The organism is Streptococcus sp. HMSC034B03, assembly GCF_001838575.1.
Taxonomy (GTDB): Bacteria; Bacillota; Bacilli; order Lactobacillales; family Streptococcaceae; genus Streptococcus; species Streptococcus anginosus.
In genome coordinates this window covers 157,972-175,247 of the sequence record NZ_KV837632.1, presented here as the reverse complement: position 1 = coordinate 175,247, position 17,276 = coordinate 157,972, and the positions used below count along the sequence as shown (strand labels likewise).

Below are 17,276 nucleotides of genomic sequence, written 5' to 3'. Positions count from 1 at the left end.
TATTATAGCATGAAACAGCAGAAAAATCTAAATTCAGTCCTCCTGAACGGTAATTTTTTCCGCTAAGAAATCAAATCCTTCTGGAATGACTGTATTCTCTTTTTCTTCAGCTTGTGGTGCGTTTTCTCCACGCGCTTTAGCCGAAAATTCAGCTCGAATCTCTGTCCAATCCGTCATAGAAACCGCCAAGATGTCTGGTGAAAATCCAGCCGCATTGCTTAATAAATTCCCAAACATGGTGTTGAGATTTTCCCGTTTCATGGTTTGTTCTGCATTAAAGCTCGACTCAAATGCCAGAATGGCGTGGTTTTCGTTAGCTGCGACGGGTTGTGAGCCGACTAAAAGTGCCTTATCTGCTCCGGCTAAACTTTCAATAATTTCTCCCCAAGCATTCTGCAACTTGGTTAAATTACTGCGAGCCAGGCTAGGATTTTCAACTGCTTCTTGCAGAATGGCATTCACTTTATGGCGGTCTACTCGATAACCCTTGCTTGTTTTGGCTGAGCGTGTTGGCTGTACTGGCTTACTAGGTGCAGAACTTGACTGCAAACTTGCCAATTGATTCTTAAGCTGGTTGATTTCTTCTTTGAGCGTTTCTATCTGGCCTGCTATATTGGAGGGTAATTCTGCTTTATCTTGCCCTTCAGCCAGTCGAATGGTCATCATTTCTGTATAAATCTTGGGTTGCAAGCTGTTCTTGATTTCCACAAGGCTCTTCGTTGCAATCTCAATCAACTCAAACAATCTTTCCTGCGGAGTCTTGAGGTTTTCTAAAAAGCTTTCACTCGTATGCGTATTTTCTCCACCCGTTTTAACAATGAGCAAATCTCTAAGATATTGCAGCAAATCTGTGACAAAGCGAGCCATATTTTTGCCGCTGTCGAATATGACATCAAGATTTTTTAATGCCACTGACGTATCATGCGCTAATACAGCTGCTACATACGCGTCTAATGCTCCTAAACTGATAGAACCCGTGATTTCTTCAGAAATAGCCGTTGTCAGCTGATTGTCTTGAGTCAAGCTGAGGGCTTGGTCCAAGATAGATAGGGAGTCTCGCATACCGCCTTCTGCTCGTCTTGCAATAATCTGCACCGCTTCATTTTCAAAGTCAATATTTTCTTGCTGCAAAATCCACTCAATGTGCTCTACAATATCTTTGGTTTTAATCGACTTGAACTCAAAGCGCTGAACACGCGAAAGAATGGTTGCTGGTATTTTATGCAGTTCTGTCGTTGCTAAAATAAAGACGACATTTTCTGTCGGCTCTTCCAAAGTCTTAAGAAGCGCATTAAAAGCGCCCGTTGAGAGCATGTGAACCTCATCAATGATATAAACCTTATGCTTCGCTAGACTGGGAGCGTAAGTTGATTTGTCACGAATATCTCGGATTTCATCCACACCATTATTAGAAGCCGCGTCAATCTCAATGACATCTTCTAGGCTTCCTTCGGTAATGGCTTGGCAAATATAACAGTCATTGCAAGGCTCTCCATCCTTTTGGTTGGGGCAATTCATTGCCTTAGCAAAAATCTTGGCTACGCTGGTCTTCCCAGTTCCTCTGGGACCTGAAAAGAGATAGGCATGACTAATTTTATCCTGTTCAACTGCCTGCCGCAAGGTTGTCGCCACAACCTCCTGCCCAACTAGCTGACCGAAGGTTTGGCTTCTGTATTTTCGATATAAAGCTTGATACATTAGGCTTTGTCTCCAAACATTTCAAAATTCCAACTTGTTTTCTCTAGTAAGAGAGCCACAAAAATTTCCAGATATTCTCGGTCAATCTCATCATAATCTGCCACCAGATGAGAATCCAAATCCAACACCCCTACTAAGCGGTCGTTTTTGACCATTGGTACTACAATCTCGCTGCGAGCTCTGCTATCACAGGAAATGTAATTGCCATGTTGGGTCACATCTTCTACAATCATCGTCTGCCGTTTGGCTGCTGCTTCACCGCAGACTCCTTTTCCTAGCGCAATATGTACACAGGAGACACCACCTTGAAAAGGTCCTAAAATCAACTCGTTTCCGTCATAAAGATAAAAGCCAGTAAAGACAGAATGAGGCAAGGCTTGGTTTAGCAGAGCAGAGCTGTTTGAGAGATTCGCCAACGCATTGCTTTCGCCCTCTAGTAATGCTTCAAGCTGCGCTAAAAGTAATTGATAATTTGAAATTTTTTCTGATTGATTCATACTTTCTATTATATCAAAAAAGACAGCAGACTGTGCTAAAAACTTTATATTTTTGCTTCTATCCAGTTTTGTAAGGGGAAGCAAATTAAAGAATCTATAAACCACACATAGTATCTCCAACTATTGTTATAAATAACACACTTTATTTTATATAACACCTTCTGGCTTTTTAATAATTTTATACAAAATCCATTGATTTTTTCTCTGACTGCTAACCAGCTTAAGACCCTTGTTATTTAAAAAAGCTGCAAATTCTTCCTCTTTCTTGAGCTCTGGCTGGAAGTAGGTTAATTTGCTCCATTCACAAGCCAGCAAGATAAGCCCGTCTCGCCTTAGAATTCGCCTCAACTCAGAAAAAGCTCTGGATAAATCTGGCCAATGAAAATGTGTCTGAAAAGCAGTTATCAAGTCAAATGACTCTGCTGAATAAGTTGTTTGACCCACATCTTTGAGTTCAAAATTCAAATCTGCAATGTTCCATTTTTTAGCTTGGGTAATAGCTGTTTTCGAAATATCAATTCCGATAACCTTGCTATTTGGAAAATACTGTTTGAGATAGAGAGTGGATTGACCATTTCCTATTCCAACATCTAAAATATTTTTGATATTTTGCTGCTCTAGTTGGCTAATCGCCCACTCAACCATAGGGAAATAAACCTGATTCCAGATTTTCATCATCCAAATGCCCACTAGACCTGTCGGTTGCTTGGATTGTTTGAGTAAATATAAAAAAAGCAAGAAGAACAAAATAGCAACGCTAATGATAACAGCATTCATACTTTCTCCCTTCGATAATCACTAATTTCCGACTCATATCGCTTAACCAATTGCGATGAATACACTTTTGGCTCCTTGCTTTCTTTTACTTTCTTCCAAAGAATAGCGGCAACTTTTAGTTTAGGCTGAAAAGAAGCATTGCTTGTGTCAGCGCAGAAATCTTTGACAAATTGATTCCACTGACAGCTAGAAGTATCATATTGAGCATAGCTTGATTGTCCTTGATAAATCGCTAACATATCTCGCAGTGTGAATTCGACATCTTTTTCTGCTTTTACCTTTCGCCAAGCTGCCGCCATGTCCGCTGTAAATTTAAAAGGTTGAATGCCTGTTTGCTGAGCAAAAAACTTCCGAAAGTGCGCATTAAAGGCAAAACCACAGAATAACAAGGGCGTGTCTAAAGTAAGCTCTATGCCTTGCTTTTTCTTGGTTTTTAAAGGAACTTTCTTCTGAACAACATTCCCTGCAAAATACTGTTTGATTTCCTCTTCTAGCTCTTTTTTGATACCTGAATACTCCAATCCCAACTGTTTACAAATCTCTGCTAATTCTGCACGATACCAATAGTATTGTGAAAACTCTTGATAGGTCTTTATCATTGTAAAATCTGGTCTATCCTGCATTGCTTATTTTCCTTTTCTCTTTTGCTATAGCCTATTATACCACTAGCAAAGTAATTCCTCAAAAATGATAGAGTTTCCCCGTTTGTAAAAAACGCCTATCATTCTAGCGAGGTAAATCAGTTTCAGTTGAGACTGTCGATTCATTCGAACGCTTCAACCTACTTTATCTTTAAGTCCAAAAATATAAAAGAGCTGGAAAATAAATTTCCAACTCTTGAGGGGGGCGTTGTTAAGAAACCAATTCTCCTGTGAGTACATTGATAGACTTGACAGTTCCTGTCGAATCAGTATAGCTGACCGTCTTGTTTGCAGGATGATAGGTAAACTTTTCTAAGCTCAAACCATATTTAAAAGCAATTTTAATCATTTTTGCTCGGAAATCTTGCAGAGACAATCCATAGCTTGCTGCGCGTGCCTTTTCAGCTTTTTCTTCAGCATTAACTGTTGGTTTTTCAGTCCCTTCTGAATTTTCCTTTTCATCATCTACCTCTTTACTTGCAGAGTCGTCTTTCTTATCCTCTGGCTCTTCATTTGGTGCATAATTCTTGCCATCATCTGATTGGTTTTGCTTACCATGATTGCTGTCATTACCAAAGCCATCATCAGAGTGAGGACGATCGTTTGGATTTTGCACATAATATTTCACCGTAGCAAGGAAATCTTCCAAGCTATAACCCTCTGGCGCGTTGTAAAGGCCTTCGTCAAACCAAGAGAGAGAAATATTGTGATAGTGATCATGGTGCGGAATAATCAATTGCCCATTCTTGTAATCCACAACATAAGCTGTATGATATGGCATTGCCTCAACCGGCACTTTTTTAGCTGGTGTCACGCGTTCATAGATTAATTGCGCACTTTCTTTTTGAGGTTGCTTTGGATCAGTTTTAGGCTTGTCTTCTTTCTTTTCATTCGGCGCTTTGGTTTTCAGATATTCTTCTGTCGCCTTACGCTCAGATTCTGACAAATCTTTCTTAGGAATATAATGGCTATGTGTCATGTGTGGCGCAGTGTAGCCATCTCCCTGCTCCTCTGTCACATCATGCGGATCAAAGATATAACCGTCTGATGTCGCATAACGACCTGCAGCTTTAGCTAGCGCAACTTCATCAGCCGTATAAGCAATTTGCGAATTTGCTTTGCCTGCGCGGTCATGGTGCACTTCGGCGGAGAGTTTCAAGACTTGGTCTAGCAAAGCCAATTTATCCGCATTCTTGTCTGCCACTTTTTGGAGCAAATCATTCACTTGAGCCAGTTTATCACTTGCATTTCCTTTTTCTTCCAGTGCTTTTCGGATAGACATCAACACAACTTTCGCTTTCTTTGCAAATTCTGTGTTTTGACCAGCAGAATCATTATCTGAACCAGTTGCTTTCACCATTTCAGCTAACAAAGCTTTTGCTTTCGCAAGCAGGCTCTCTTTCTCTTCTATACCTAATAACAGATTTGAGTTGAGACCATTTATTTGCTCTTCAAAGTTTGCTTTTTGACGTGCATCTGAAACCTTCTCTAACAAAGCTTCTGCTTTAGCAAGGAAAGTTTTGATTTGCTCATCGCTAATTTCCGTTTCAGCAGATTCTTTTTTCTTCTCGTTTTTATCAGAAGTTTTGCCAGTATCTTGCTGATTTTTATCTGGTGTTGCTTGATGATCTTGTTGCGCTTGATTCGACTGCTTAGCTTCAGAATAATCCTCACCTGGCGTTATCATCTGCGCAATCTTTCGTTCCAAGTCAGACATTTTATTGTAGTAAATAAAATGATAATGATTGCCATGCGGAACGGCAACTCCATTAGGAGTTTGACTTGTAATCTGTGCTGGGTCAAATACCAGACCGTCTGATTCTACATGCCGTTGACTCAAAGGAGTCGCATATAATTGCCGCAGCAATTTAATGATTTCAGCTTTATTTCCGCGCTTCGGTTCAGTTTGTTTTGGAGCTGGTTGAGAAGGCTGAGTTTGCTGATTTCCTGTATGATTAGACGTTCCCGGATTAGCAGGACGATAGTCCAACGATGGATGGTTCATTCCTCTGTTTGACTGAGGAATTTGACCTGAATTGGACGGATATTGTGGACGACTTTTGCCTGTTTTATTGTCCCAATAGTTTTGAGCCGCTGCTAACTCGCTAGGAGACAAATCGCTCTTTGGAATGTAGTGGAAATGATTGCCATGCGGAACGATAAAAGCATCACCTGTATCCTCAATGACATCAGTTGGATTGAAGACATAGCCATCGTCTGTCGTATAACGACCTTGCGCACGAGCTTCTTTGACAGCTGTTGTTACAGTTCCTTTTGCGCCCTTATGACCTTTCCCACTGTATTCTTCCCTTTGACGAGCAATTTCTTCTTTTGTCCGAACATTGCTGGTATGATTTGGATCTTTCAGATAAAGATAATACTTGCCATTCACCTTGATAATGTAGCCGTCTTTTACTTCGTTGACAATATCAGACTGCTGCAAAGTGTAGTTTGGATCGCGCATGATCAGTTCTTCACTGATAATGGCATCGTAAGGAACTTTCCCATTGTAATAGTGATAATGATCCCCGTGAGAAGTTACATAGCCTTGGTCTGTAATCTTAACGACAATCTGCTCTGCATTGATTCCTTCTTTGGCACTTATTTCATCTGGAGTTAAATTCTCAGCCTTGTTCCCTTTTTCTTTGGACTTACTATCAACATAAGCCACACGATTGTCTGCTTTGCTAGAAACACTCTGATAACGCCCTAGCTCATACGCACAAATACTCAATGCAAGAACTGCAATAGAACCAATGATATATTTTTTCTTCATATTTCTCCTCATTTTTTTAATTCTTTTGCCAATACCGCTAGATTGGCGTCTAGATTTTCAAGATAAGTTTTATTATTTTGTGGGTCAGCCTCCAAAGGATTCAATTCTTTTAATTTCACTCCTGTAGATTTGACCAAGGTTTTAGCAACTTTTGAAGAAGCATTGCTTTCCACAAAAATTGTCTTGACCTTGTATTGTTTCACAAACTCTTCAATTTCCGTCAGCTGACGTGGACTAGGCTCTTGCTCTGGTGAAATCCCAGCAATTCCCAACTGAGTTAAACCAAATCGTTTCGCTAAGTAAGAAAAGGCCGTATGCTGCGTCACAAATGTTTTTTGTTTCGCCGCTTTGAAAATCGGTTGATATTTTTTAGTCAACTCTTTTGCCTTAGCTACCAGCTCTTTCACATTTTTTTGATAGGTTTCTTTATTTTTACTATCAATCTTCGAAAGTTTATCCGCGATGATTTGCGCTTCTTCTGCCACTTTTTCTGGATCTAACCAAGTATGCGGATCGTATAGAGTTTTTTCATCCACTCCCTCACCAGCAGCAACATCTTCTAATCCCGGTACACGCTCCAGCTTCATCCCTTCTGATGCTTCAAGAACTTTTACTTTGGATTTTTTCAGGTTTGGATCCAATTTCCCTGCCCATGACTCTAGTGTATGAGAATGGTAAACAAAGACATCCGCATCATAGATAGCAGCTACATCATTCGCCGATGGCTCAAAAGAATGAATTCCCGTGCTTGACTGAATCATCCGAACATCATTCAAATCCCCAGACACTTCTTTAACCATGGCATAAATCGGGTAAAAACTTGTTACAATTTTCATTCCCTTGCTCTGCTTTTTGCTACCTGCACCGCACGCCGTCAAAATCAAAACCAGTCCTGCCACAAAAATAGAAAATAAATATTTCCTTAATTTCATATATCACTCCTTAACTAGTGTTTAACCAGTTTATTAACTGGTTAATATGATACCATGATAGAAATTAGCTGTCAAGAATTTTTTATCTGTTTTTTTAACAATAATAAAAAAGCTTTCTAAATAGCATTAGAAAACTTTTACTCTTACCAATCGCTTTTTTCTTTACGAATCTCTTCCAGCATTTCAGCTTCTTCTGCTGTGAACTCATATTTTTCTAGCAAATCTGGACGACGTTCATAAGTCTTTTTCAGACTCTCATACAGACGCCATTTTCGAATATTTTCATGATGACCGCTCATCAAAATATCTGGCACAACCATTCCACGAAAATCATACGGGCGCGTATATTGAGGATATTCTAAAAGGCCTGATGAAAAACTGTCATCAGTATGACTAACTTCCTTACCAAGAACTTCAGGAATCAGTCGTACCGTCGCATCAATCATTGTCATAGCAGCCAACTCTCCACCGGTCAAAACATAATCTCCAAGAGAGACCTCGTCTGTCACCAAACTCTTAATCCGCTCATCATAACCTTCATAATGCCCGCAGATAAAGATTAATTCTTCTTCTTGAGAAAGTTCTTCCGCATAAGCTTGATTAAATGTTCGACCAGCAGGATCCAACAAAACGACTCGTGGCTGATTTTTTTCAATCGCATCATAAGCATCAAAAATTGGTTGTGCTCTGAGCAGCATTCCCTGACCGCCCCCATAAGGCTCGTCATCAACGTGTCTCGATTTCTCTGCATTTTCTCGAAAATTATGATAGTGAATCTCTAGTAATCCTTTTTCGCGCGCCTTGCCAACTATTGAATGCTCTAAAGGGGCAAACATCTCCGGAAATAGGGTCAAAATATCAATCTTCATCGTCCAGTCCTTCCGGAATTTCCACGTCTACTCGACTATTTTCAAAATCAATATTCAATACAACAGGTGGAATATAAGGCAACAGTAAATCACGCTTGCCTTTGCGCTTTACCACCCAGACATCATTGGCACCGGGCTGCAAAATTTCTTTAATTGTTCCAATCAAAATGTCCTGTTCATAAACATTCAAGCCAATAATTTCATGATAATAAAATTCGCCCTCATCCAAATCCGATAAGTCTTGCTCAGCCACTTTCAAGGTAAAATCACGATATTTTTCAATGTCATTGATATGGTACATTCCTTTGAACTTGACAATATCAAAATTTTTCATCTTACGATGACTGGCAATTTCCACATTCATGACAAAATGTTCCTTTTTATCAAAAAGAGCTAAAATACTTCCTTTTTTAAAACGCTCCTCTGCAAAATCCGTTACGGACATAACACGCATTTCGCCTTGCAAACCTTGCGTATTTACAATTTTTCCAACATTATAATAGTTCATTTTCTCTCCAAATACTAGCATTATCATATTTATTCTATCATGAATAAAAGGAATTCTCAAGAAAACAAAAACCCCACCCACGCCGTGATGTGATATACTCCCCTTATAGCGGACAACGAAAAAACAAAAATTCACTAAAACTATAAGGGGAGTTTTCCTATACTTTCTATAAACTAGTTCAAGCATATCAAATATAGCTTGGAGCTTCTATCACAAGAAAAAGAGCTATCAAAAATAGCTCAATATTTTCCTAAGTCTAAAATTTGATTATATCTACTTTCATCCTCAATATGGTGAGCAATTTCTAGCATCATAACAGGTAGAGAAAACAGTAGCTCACGCACCATCTGGCTGTTTTCCTCGTCCAAAGCAGCGGTTACCTCATCTACTAGTAAAACATCCTTTTTACGCAGGAGAAATCTTGCCAGTTCTATCCGAACCCTCTGACCACCCGAAATATTGTCACCATTGTTACTGACAATAAAGTCCAACCCTTCTGTTAATTCATTGTCGAGCTTGACTTGTTTTAAAACAAACCACAAATCTTCATCAGAAAAGACTTGTCCCAAAGTCAAATTATATCGAACTGTGTCATTAAAAAGGAATGGATGCTGGCTAATAATACCAACACTAGATACAAAATGAGATGTATAGTTATTAGTTGTTGTCACACCAGTAATCTGACCTTCATCAGCCTGCTCCTCACCAATAATTATCCGAAACAAGGTCGATTTCCCACAGCCACTCGGTCCCTTGATTAAAACTTTCTGACCAGTTTGGATGTCCAAATTCAGATGGGTAAAAAGCTGTCTGCTACCATAAGATTTACTTAAATTTTGGATGTGCAGGGCACGAAGTTCTTGCATATCATCTTTCGCCAGTTGTTTATCATCTTTACTGTCTAATACTCCATAAATCTTGTCCGCAGTCGTTTTTGCCCCTTGGATATCTACTGTATCATACATGATTGTCTGGATAGGACTCACCAACTGACCAGCTGCGATATACATGGCGACAAGACTAGCGACAGATACCCTATGACCATTCATGGCAAAGAAGAAACCTAACACAAGCGGTAAAACCTGACTCAGAAATACCATAAAGCCATTACAAAAGAAGACGATATTATGGGTGAAGCAAAAGTTTTGGATAGCTCGTTGATATTTCCAATTCACATTCCATAATTTTTGTCTATTTTCCAGAATCGCTTGATTCATGAGCAGAGTCTGCGCCCCTCGGATGCTGTCAGATACCTGATTATGAACCTCCACTCTGCCTTGAGCCATATCGTCACCAGTATGTTTGAGCCTTTTGTTCATTAAATATTGAGGAATAGGGCGTAAGATAGTAAAGAAGACAAAAATACTCCCCAGTAACAGATTTTGCGTAATAATATAAATTGCTGTTAGTAAAGCAACAAATCCCCAGCAAATTATGTTAATGTACTTTTCTAAATAATTATCCCCCAAATACTCCATATCCTGTGTGAGCATGGTGATTTTTTCATCTTCACTATAATCCTTATTTGTCATTAACTTACCAAATAAATCTGCTCTCATATTCATCTGAATCTCACGTCGAAATACGTTATGCGTGTGATTGCAAAAGAGCATCAAGCTATACAAGACAAAGTAGACTGTAAAACCAAAAAGAGCAAATTGCACTATCTTAAAATAGGTTAGTTCTCCTTGGTTTAAGGACAAAGCTCGAGATACTACTAAAGGTTGAGCAAGAGCCAATCCTCCATTTGCCAGTGCCCCGATGACAGTATAAAATTTCGTTTTCTTATCCAGATAGTGAAAAATTTTATTCATAATGTCCTCCTGGAAAAATAGAGAGGCTAGCACTCCTCTCCATATTATCATTTCTAATCTATTAACTGCAAATATTGCATTGATTGGTTATAGTTTCCGATCTCTTAGGAAGTTCTTTGTTTTTCTCTAAATACATTATACATCTATTAAAATAATGATTCAAGTAAAACTCAGAAATCCATTTTGTGTCAGGTCTGCTGTATAAAGTTCAGGTTCTGTAAAGAGAAGATAGAATCCATAAACCTCTGTAAAAAGAATAGCACAAGCCAGTCCTATAAAAAACACACCACTGTCTAGGATTAAGAGCTTCCAGAGAATCAAGGCAATCATGCCCACCACCATGAGGATAAGAGGAAGAATCAGAAAATCTGTCATAACCCTCCTACTACTCTACCATGCTACGATAAAAGACTGCGTCCTTGGAATCAAACTCTTCTAATTTTTGAACCAATTCCAGATAATCTTCTTTTTCAGGGTATTCAAAGTCCACTCCATGTTGCTCTTGGAGGGCAATTTCTAGTTGACTAGTGATTTCTCTCTTCGAGAAGAGTCCCCCAGTCACTTCCTCGTAATGTTCTTTGAGTTCCTTATAAACTTGGTATCCCCATTTGTCGGACTAGATAGGAAATCACGATGTAACATGACGATTGTATTTCCTTCTGCATGCTTCCTCCTTAAACGCAAAAAAGCGAGAATTATGAAAACAGTTCTCGCTTGAGATAAATAATTCTTTAAAAAACAAAAATCCCTGGCAAAATTTGTTTGACAGGGATTTTTGGCAGGGAATCAAATGATTTCACTTGTTTTTTCATTTGATTATCGCAATCAAAGACTGGTAAATCGGGATTTCACTCTCAAATTGCTATGTGCTTCTTATTTAAGAGTAACAGTTGCACTTTATCATAAGTCCTTTATTATCAACCTTTTCAAGCAGTTGTTTCTTTCTTGGTGGGGTTTTGGTGGGGTGTGAACCCTGCACTTATCAAGCGTTTAGTAATTTCTGCTCCACCATCTGCTTTTTTACTGTCATACAAATGTGAGTAAGTATTCAAGGTTGTTGCCTTATCGACTCGTCCTGAGCGAGCAGATACAAATAATACATCTTTGCCAAGCTCATTTATCATAAATGAATCATGCGAATGTCTTAGCCCTTTACCAGTGATTTCTGGGACTCCAACCTTCCGAGCTTGCCTTTGTAAAATTCGTGTTAATGTTGTTTTATGCAGTGGAACATCTTCTCTAGCAAGAATATAATCAGTTTCAGAATTGTTAATTTGAACCAATTTCCACTCCTTTAATACTTGAACGGTTAATTCATCCAATTCTACATATCGATTACCAGCGTTGGTCTTAGTGCTATTTTTTCTGGCATATTCTCCGTGTCCTAAATCTTCTAGTGTAGATTGAACATGAAGTAAGTTCTTCTTAAAATTAATATCAGACCAAATTAAGCTAAGACCTTCAGACACCCTAATCCCTGTCATAAAATAGAGCCAAATCATGGTGTATTTATAACGACCATCATAGCTTGATACATCAAATGATGAGACAACTTTCTGGAAGTCTTCAAACGTCCAAAACTTTGTTGTCGTGCGTTCACCAGCAATATTGTCTAGTTTATCACATGGATTCACTTCAATTAATTCTAGACGTTCAGCATAAGTGAAAGTTTTTTTGAATCGAATCCACAAATTTTTGGCATAATTAGCAGAATAATTTTCACCATCCATTAATTTTAATCGGAACAACTCACAATCTTTCACGGTGATATCAATTAGCTTCATTTTTCCAAATTCTGATTTGAACAAATCGAAATGTGGCTGAGCCGTTCTATATGTAGAACTTTGAACAGTTTTTACATAATATGGTAAAAATATATCATCCATATATTCAGAAAATGTTAGAGTACAAACTTTTGAATTATTCTGCTGAGCAAATTCTACTCTTATGCGACAAAGCTCATCAAATGCTTGTTTTTCAGATTTGAACGGATTACCGTCCTTATCTTTATAACTTTTTTTCCGACGACGTTTACCCGTTTCAGGGTCTACTCCAAATTCAGTTTGATAGAAAATTTTTCCATTTTTATCTCTTGAAACACCACGATATTTTTTAGTAGCCATCTTTAAGCCCCTTTCTGTTCAGAAAGCAACTCAAAGCCGAGTAATTCCTCTACAATGTATGTAGGAGCAAGGTTTAATCTTGAATTTTCAAAGGGCGAACGACTTAATTTTATCACATTACCTGAAGATTCTCTACTTTCTTCAAATAACTGTACTGCAATAGTTTTTGCTTGCTTAATAATATCCCTTGCTGTATGTTCTGGAAATCCTAGTTCCATCAAATCTTTATGGTTAACTGTCTGTTTCTTTTTCATTGCTATCATTCTTATCTCTCTTAGTTTTCATTCTACTTTTTATAACTGTATCTGGTGTGCTATCCTGTATCAACTCTTTCTTGTCATTCTCTTTTAAATTATATATTGATACAGTTTTTTCAAATTCGAGTGTGTTCATATCTAGCTCACCAGCAACAAATGTAGGAATAAAGTTCGCTAATTCCTTGTCCGCGATGGTTTTATATTCAATATCTGGTTGGTTTAACCCACGGCTCACGAAATAGCGTGGTTGATGGTATCCAGATGGTATAGCCATCAACTCTTTAGTAATATATTTAGAAATATAGTTTGCGGTTTTTTCTCTATCTTGTATCTTTGATACTGTGCTAAATCCATTTTTCCATGTTTCAGCATTATAGATTTGAAGCCCTTTTTTCTTAATGAGTCGATTTGTTTTTGGACTTCTCGCTTCGGTCAATGGTGGGGAAAATCCAGCCGTCAAACCGTGAAAATGTATTCGTCCGCTTTTATGTAATTCTGCTACAAAAATATATTGAAATTTTCCGTATTTTTCTCGTTGATATTTTAACCAAGCTCTAAGCCTCTTTTTGGCATAAGGATAATCCCTAGCATCAACTTTATTATCATCAAATGTCAACGTCCAGAATAAATCAAAATCATTTGATTGACAGTAGTATTTTATTTTTCGTCTAATTTTCTGAGCCTGTTGATAGTCATACAACTCTTGCTCATCTTCATCACGTATTTTAGGCTCTGTTGCCCGTATTATTTGTCGTCCCGGTTTCCTTCTCGTCTTACCATACTTTATAACCTCTATATGGTCAGGAAAACCGACTATTTTTGCATTATATTCATCTGACAAGTCATTCTGACCCGCCTTTCTTACTATTTCTTACTCCGTCAGCTTATCTTAGCTGTCTGTCAAGTAGACAGCTAATCATCCCCTCTTTATATGTTTTAGTTGTCTGAGCGGAGCAAGCTCCGCTCAGATTTTAAAACACGTAGTGCGCCTTTGAATGGCAGTTTCTTATCATCATAATAAGGGGTTCTAAAAACTATAGGATTTTCAAGCCCGATTCCATCAAGATATATTACTCCTTCATAGAGTGAGCTATCTGCACTTGGAAGAGCTAACTTGCTCATATTAAAAATTTCAGTTGCCTGTGATTGACTAATCCTCCCCAAAGCTATCCTCAATCCAAGAGAATCTCTAGCTTCACTCGGTAAAATAGAGGTTGGAATCATCTGTCCTGAAATAATAACAAAGATTGAGGCTTGACGTCCTTTGACAATCAATTTCATCAACTTTGCATAAAACTGTGGAAATAGTCGGTCGGCTGGTTTCCGAAGTTTATCTTCAGCTTGCATTGTGGTAGCTAATGCGAGATATTCATCAATCACAAGTAGGACTTGTCCATGTCTAAATTTTTCATTATGTGTAATATCCTCATCAGCAGAAATATCCGCATTTAATTCAGCATACCTAGCTTCCATCAAATCCTCAAGATAGGAAATCATCTTGAATGAATCTTCACCATTTGTGGCAACATCACCAATAATTTGCATAGATTGACTCAAGTATGCTCCTTTACCATCAATCGTATATACTGTATTTTTCGGATTATTGATTAGATAAGCCAATATCAAATATTTTAGTAAACTCGTTTTTCCTGATGAGGTGGGGCCTACTATTAGCCCCATCGGTTGCTTCAGTGTCCAACTTAATCGCTTAGTCAATTTGATATTTAAATCTTTAGATTCAATAAAATCTTCATAACCTTTTATATATAGTGACTTATCTGGCTTGTGAGAGAAGACCATTTTAACGAAACCATCTCCGATAAGATATTGCTCCAAAAACCACGATTCCCTTGTTTCTTTAATAAAGTATGACAAGAGTGCATTTGGAATTTCCTCAGAACTAGCTTTTGAAACGTGACCACCTTGAAATAGTTTTATAAATATCATTCCCGAATCTAGGTAATACTCCCAACGAATGGACTGAGTACTGTCAATATCAGATTTATGTTTACGAAGTATATCGTTTTCTTCTGCAAATCCCTTTAGTAAGGTTGATACTCTCCATTTTTCAATCGGTGAATATAGTGAGTGCAAAATAATCCACGTCAGGATTGTTAGAACTTCTATGCTAATAAGACATACCGCTATTGAAACTGGTACGAAATCAGCATTTTCTTGAGAAAAATATCTCAGCATTGATATTACAAAAGCCAATGTTATTTGACTAATGAACAAAATAGCTAAAATCAATAACATCTGTTTTCTGCGTTGAGTTTTAGTCTTGGTTACTTTAATATAAGTAACCTTTCGTTCATTTATACTAAGGGGGCTAACCCATTCTTTTATTGTTCGTATTGGAGTCATATTTGACCACCTTTATTTTTTATTAATACCCACGTAGCAATTGCTACATCCCCTATCCCGTATATCACTTAATTATTTAGTTTGTTGCCTTGGGTTGGACAATCTGAATATTTTCAAGAATGAGCTTTAAGCCACCCCAACCACCAGAATTTCCTCGTGACACCCATTTTAGAGCGACTTTTGCACTACGCAAATCAACGATTTCTCCAATTAACTCATCGACTTTATAACGTTTTAAAGTCGCTTCGTCTGTTACGACTTCAATTGTAATTGGAACAACACTTGAAATATCAAGACCTTGTTGTTTCATTAATTGGTATAATTTAATATCAATTCCTGATAAATTCAATTTTGCAACCGAATTTTCAATAACATCGCCATTGTCGTTTCGTTTTGCAACTTGTCTTGCTTGTGTAATAATTGCAACCTGAGGGGCATCAACTTCACTAACTGAGAAGCGGAGTTCTCCCAATTTTGTACTATTTAAACTAATTTTTTCCATTTTAGTCACCTAAATTTTCTTGTTGTCTTAACCTAGCCGACAACTGGCAATACTCTCGTGTTAACACTCTATGCCCAAGCACAATCTCATTATATAATGACTAGAAATTCCTGCTAAGGGGCTTTTTAGATATCTCTAACTTTTATTTTTAACCCCTACAACCTTTAATATTCTCCAATTGAGAACATGTCATTTAATAATACCGAACAAATCTGTTATAGCTGTGCCTTAGCATATAACTATTTTATTACGAACTTCGAACTTTAGTACGGGGTGCTTTTGAACTTTTTATTTCTGATTTTTAACCCATAACTAATAGAAAAAGTTCGGTATAATATAACTATAAGAGTATTTAGAAAGAAGAAGTTATATGCTTAAATTCTTACACACCGCAAATTATTTTTACTATCAAGCTTCAGAACGTCTTGAAAATAAAATTTCTAAAATCAATAGTGCAATTGATGAATTTCAAAGCCAGTATCCAACAAAGCTGAGAATGATTTCAAATAATCAAATCGCAATTGATAATAGAAAACAACTTACCCAAGTTAGGAAGAAAAACATTACCAAAAGAAATCCAAGTTATCTTCCTTATTCACTTGCTAAAGAAATCCTTGACTATTGTCGTCCAACTGATGAATTCGTTGATTTTCTAGAACATAGGGATATAGACACAACTGAAATGGTATATGAGGATATTAATGAAGTCTACTGGGGAACGCCTGAGGAACTTGCTCTAAACGAAGGGATTTTCTTTTATGTATTAATGAAGGATTTGTTAAATTCTGACAGTTATTGTGACTTAGTAAATACTATTTTGATTGACTCTCCTGAGTATGCGCTTTATCAAGCATATGAGAATCTAGAAATAACTAGAGAAAACACAGTTTCTATTTATGATATTTACTCCGAAAGTCCGAATTTGGATGACAGAAAGAAAATTATATCTCAGGCTATTTATCGTTTTTATGTATTGCATGTAAAAGATAAACTTAGCCTAAGTCAAAAATTTTTTGATTTTATTTCTGTTAATGGTCATAGTCTTACTTTCAATAATATGCAGACTCGATTGGTTGACTTCTTAAAAAACTATTTATTGGATTTTCTTGTTGAACATAAAGCACAAGAAAATTCACTTGGCTATCGGATATACACTATCTATAAGGATGATATACAATATTTACATTCTAAATTATTAGGTGATGACATATCAGAAATAGATGAGGAACTTCTTAGTGCTACAACAAGTTACTGTAAGACACTAATCAAAATCCAACATCATAAAGACTCATCATTAGAAAAAATACCTGACTGTTTAGTAACTTATATTGATAGTGTTGATTTGGTAATTCAAAATCTAGAAAAATACCAAACTGGAGTAACCACTATCGATGAGCTTATTACAACATACCAAGAAGCGATAAAGGATGCCCCCGAGGAACAGAAATTTACTTTCTGGTTTGACGAAACTGATAGAGGTATACTTTTTGATTAATATAAAAAAGGTTTCGTTTTATT

The 17,276-nt window shown here is 37.3% G+C and carries 16 protein-coding genes and 1 pseudogene; 1 reads left to right on the top strand and 16 read right to left on the bottom strand.

Going from position 1 to position 17,276, the window contains the following annotated elements; all coding sequences use genetic code 11:
- Positions 1-33: 33 nt before the first annotated feature.
- The 16 genes and pseudogenes from dnaX to HMPREF2634_RS05550 all read right to left on the bottom strand — a co-directional run bounded on the left by dnaX (position 34) and on the right by HMPREF2634_RS05550 (position 15,758).
- Positions 34-1,698 (bottom strand): DNA polymerase III subunit gamma/tau, encoded by a 1,665-nt coding sequence (gene dnaX, locus HMPREF2634_RS05620; protein WP_070836383.1) that lies wholly within the window; start codon positions 1,696-1,698, stop codon positions 34-36.
- Positions 1,698-2,195 carry a GAF domain-containing protein gene (locus tag HMPREF2634_RS05615; protein WP_003024253.1) on the bottom strand — a complete coding sequence of 166 codons (498 nt, stop codon included), beginning with the start codon at positions 2,193-2,195 and terminating at the stop codon, positions 1,698-1,700. The genes dnaX and HMPREF2634_RS05615 overlap by 1 nt, the downstream gene beginning before the upstream one ends.
- A 147-nt stretch (positions 2,196-2,342) precedes the next feature.
- Positions 2,343-2,972, bottom strand: a complete 630-nt coding sequence (locus HMPREF2634_RS05610) for a class I SAM-dependent methyltransferase (RefSeq protein ID WP_021001764.1) — start codon at positions 2,970-2,972, stop codon at positions 2,343-2,345.
- Positions 2,969-3,595 carry an SAP domain-containing protein gene (locus HMPREF2634_RS05605; RefSeq protein ID WP_021001765.1) on the bottom strand — a complete coding sequence of 209 codons (627 nt, stop codon included), beginning with the start codon at positions 3,593-3,595 and terminating at the stop codon, positions 2,969-2,971. The genes HMPREF2634_RS05610 and HMPREF2634_RS05605 overlap by 4 nt, the downstream gene beginning before the upstream one ends.
- A gap of 229 nt (positions 3,596-3,824) precedes the next feature.
- Positions 3,825-6,389 (bottom strand): pneumococcal-type histidine triad protein, encoded by a 2,565-nt coding sequence (locus HMPREF2634_RS05600; RefSeq protein ID WP_070836381.1) that lies wholly within the window; start codon positions 6,387-6,389, stop codon positions 3,825-3,827.
- A gap of 8 nt (positions 6,390-6,397) precedes the next feature.
- Positions 6,398-7,321 carry a metal ABC transporter solute-binding protein, Zn/Mn family gene (locus HMPREF2634_RS05595; protein ID WP_021001767.1) on the bottom strand — a complete coding sequence of 308 codons (924 nt, stop codon included), beginning with the start codon at positions 7,319-7,321 and terminating at the stop codon, positions 6,398-6,400.
- Positions 7,322-7,464: 143 nt separating this feature from the next.
- On the bottom strand, positions 7,465-8,190 hold the full coding sequence (gene trmD / locus HMPREF2634_RS05590; protein WP_021001768.1) for a tRNA (guanosine(37)-N1)-methyltransferase TrmD: 726 nt from the start codon (positions 8,188-8,190) through the stop codon (positions 7,465-7,467).
- Complete coding sequence (rimM, locus tag HMPREF2634_RS05585) at positions 8,180-8,698, bottom strand: ribosome maturation factor RimM (RefSeq protein WP_021001769.1); 519 nt, start codon at positions 8,696-8,698, stop codon at positions 8,180-8,182. Before rimM ends, trmD begins: the two co-directional genes overlap by 11 nt.
- A 239-nt stretch (positions 8,699-8,937) precedes the next feature.
- A complete protein-coding gene (locus HMPREF2634_RS05580; protein ID WP_003076454.1) occupies positions 8,938-10,512 on the bottom strand; it encodes an ATP-binding cassette domain-containing protein in 1,575 nt (524 codons plus the stop codon).
- Positions 10,513-10,671: 159 nt separating this feature from the next.
- The gene (locus tag HMPREF2634_RS05575; protein ID WP_003024228.1) at positions 10,672-10,887 is read right to left on the bottom strand and encodes a DUF5966 family protein; all 216 of its coding nucleotides are present in this window, start codon (positions 10,885-10,887) and stop codon (positions 10,672-10,674) included.
- Positions 10,888-10,897: 10 nt separating this feature from the next.
- Positions 10,898-11,113, bottom strand: a pseudogene (locus tag HMPREF2634_RS10005) (DUF5962 family protein); the annotation flags it as partial.
- Positions 11,114-11,438: 325 nt separating this feature from the next.
- Positions 11,439-12,635, bottom strand: coding sequence for a tyrosine-type recombinase/integrase (locus HMPREF2634_RS05570; protein ID WP_021001770.1), 1,197 nt, complete (start codon positions 12,633-12,635; stop codon positions 11,439-11,441).
- 2 nt (positions 12,636-12,637) lie between these two features.
- Positions 12,638-12,889 carry a DUF3173 family protein gene (locus HMPREF2634_RS05565; RefSeq protein WP_041784117.1) on the bottom strand — a complete coding sequence of 84 codons (252 nt, stop codon included), beginning with the start codon at positions 12,887-12,889 and terminating at the stop codon, positions 12,638-12,640.
- The gene (locus HMPREF2634_RS05560) at positions 12,867-13,733 is read right to left on the bottom strand and encodes a rolling circle replication-associated protein (protein ID WP_021001772.1); all 867 of its coding nucleotides are present in this window, start codon (positions 13,731-13,733) and stop codon (positions 12,867-12,869) included. Before HMPREF2634_RS05560 ends, HMPREF2634_RS05565 begins: the two co-directional genes overlap by 23 nt.
- A gap of 95 nt (positions 13,734-13,828) precedes the next feature.
- On the bottom strand, positions 13,829-15,256 hold the full coding sequence (locus HMPREF2634_RS05555; protein ID WP_021001773.1) for an FtsK/SpoIIIE domain-containing protein: 1,428 nt from the start codon (positions 15,254-15,256) through the stop codon (positions 13,829-13,831).
- A 76-nt stretch (positions 15,257-15,332) separates the two neighbouring features.
- Positions 15,333-15,758: a hypothetical protein gene (locus HMPREF2634_RS05550; protein ID WP_021001774.1), complete on the bottom strand. Its 426-nt coding sequence runs from the start codon at positions 15,756-15,758 to the stop codon at positions 15,333-15,335.
- A gap of 370 nt (positions 15,759-16,128) precedes the next feature.
- On the opposite strand from HMPREF2634_RS05550, the gene HMPREF2634_RS05545 reads away from it, so the two are divergent.
- The gene (locus tag HMPREF2634_RS05545; protein ID WP_021001775.1) at positions 16,129-17,253 is read left to right on the top strand and encodes a hypothetical protein; all 1,125 of its coding nucleotides are present in this window, start codon (positions 16,129-16,131) and stop codon (positions 17,251-17,253) included.
- Positions 17,254-17,276 lie beyond the last annotated feature (23 nt).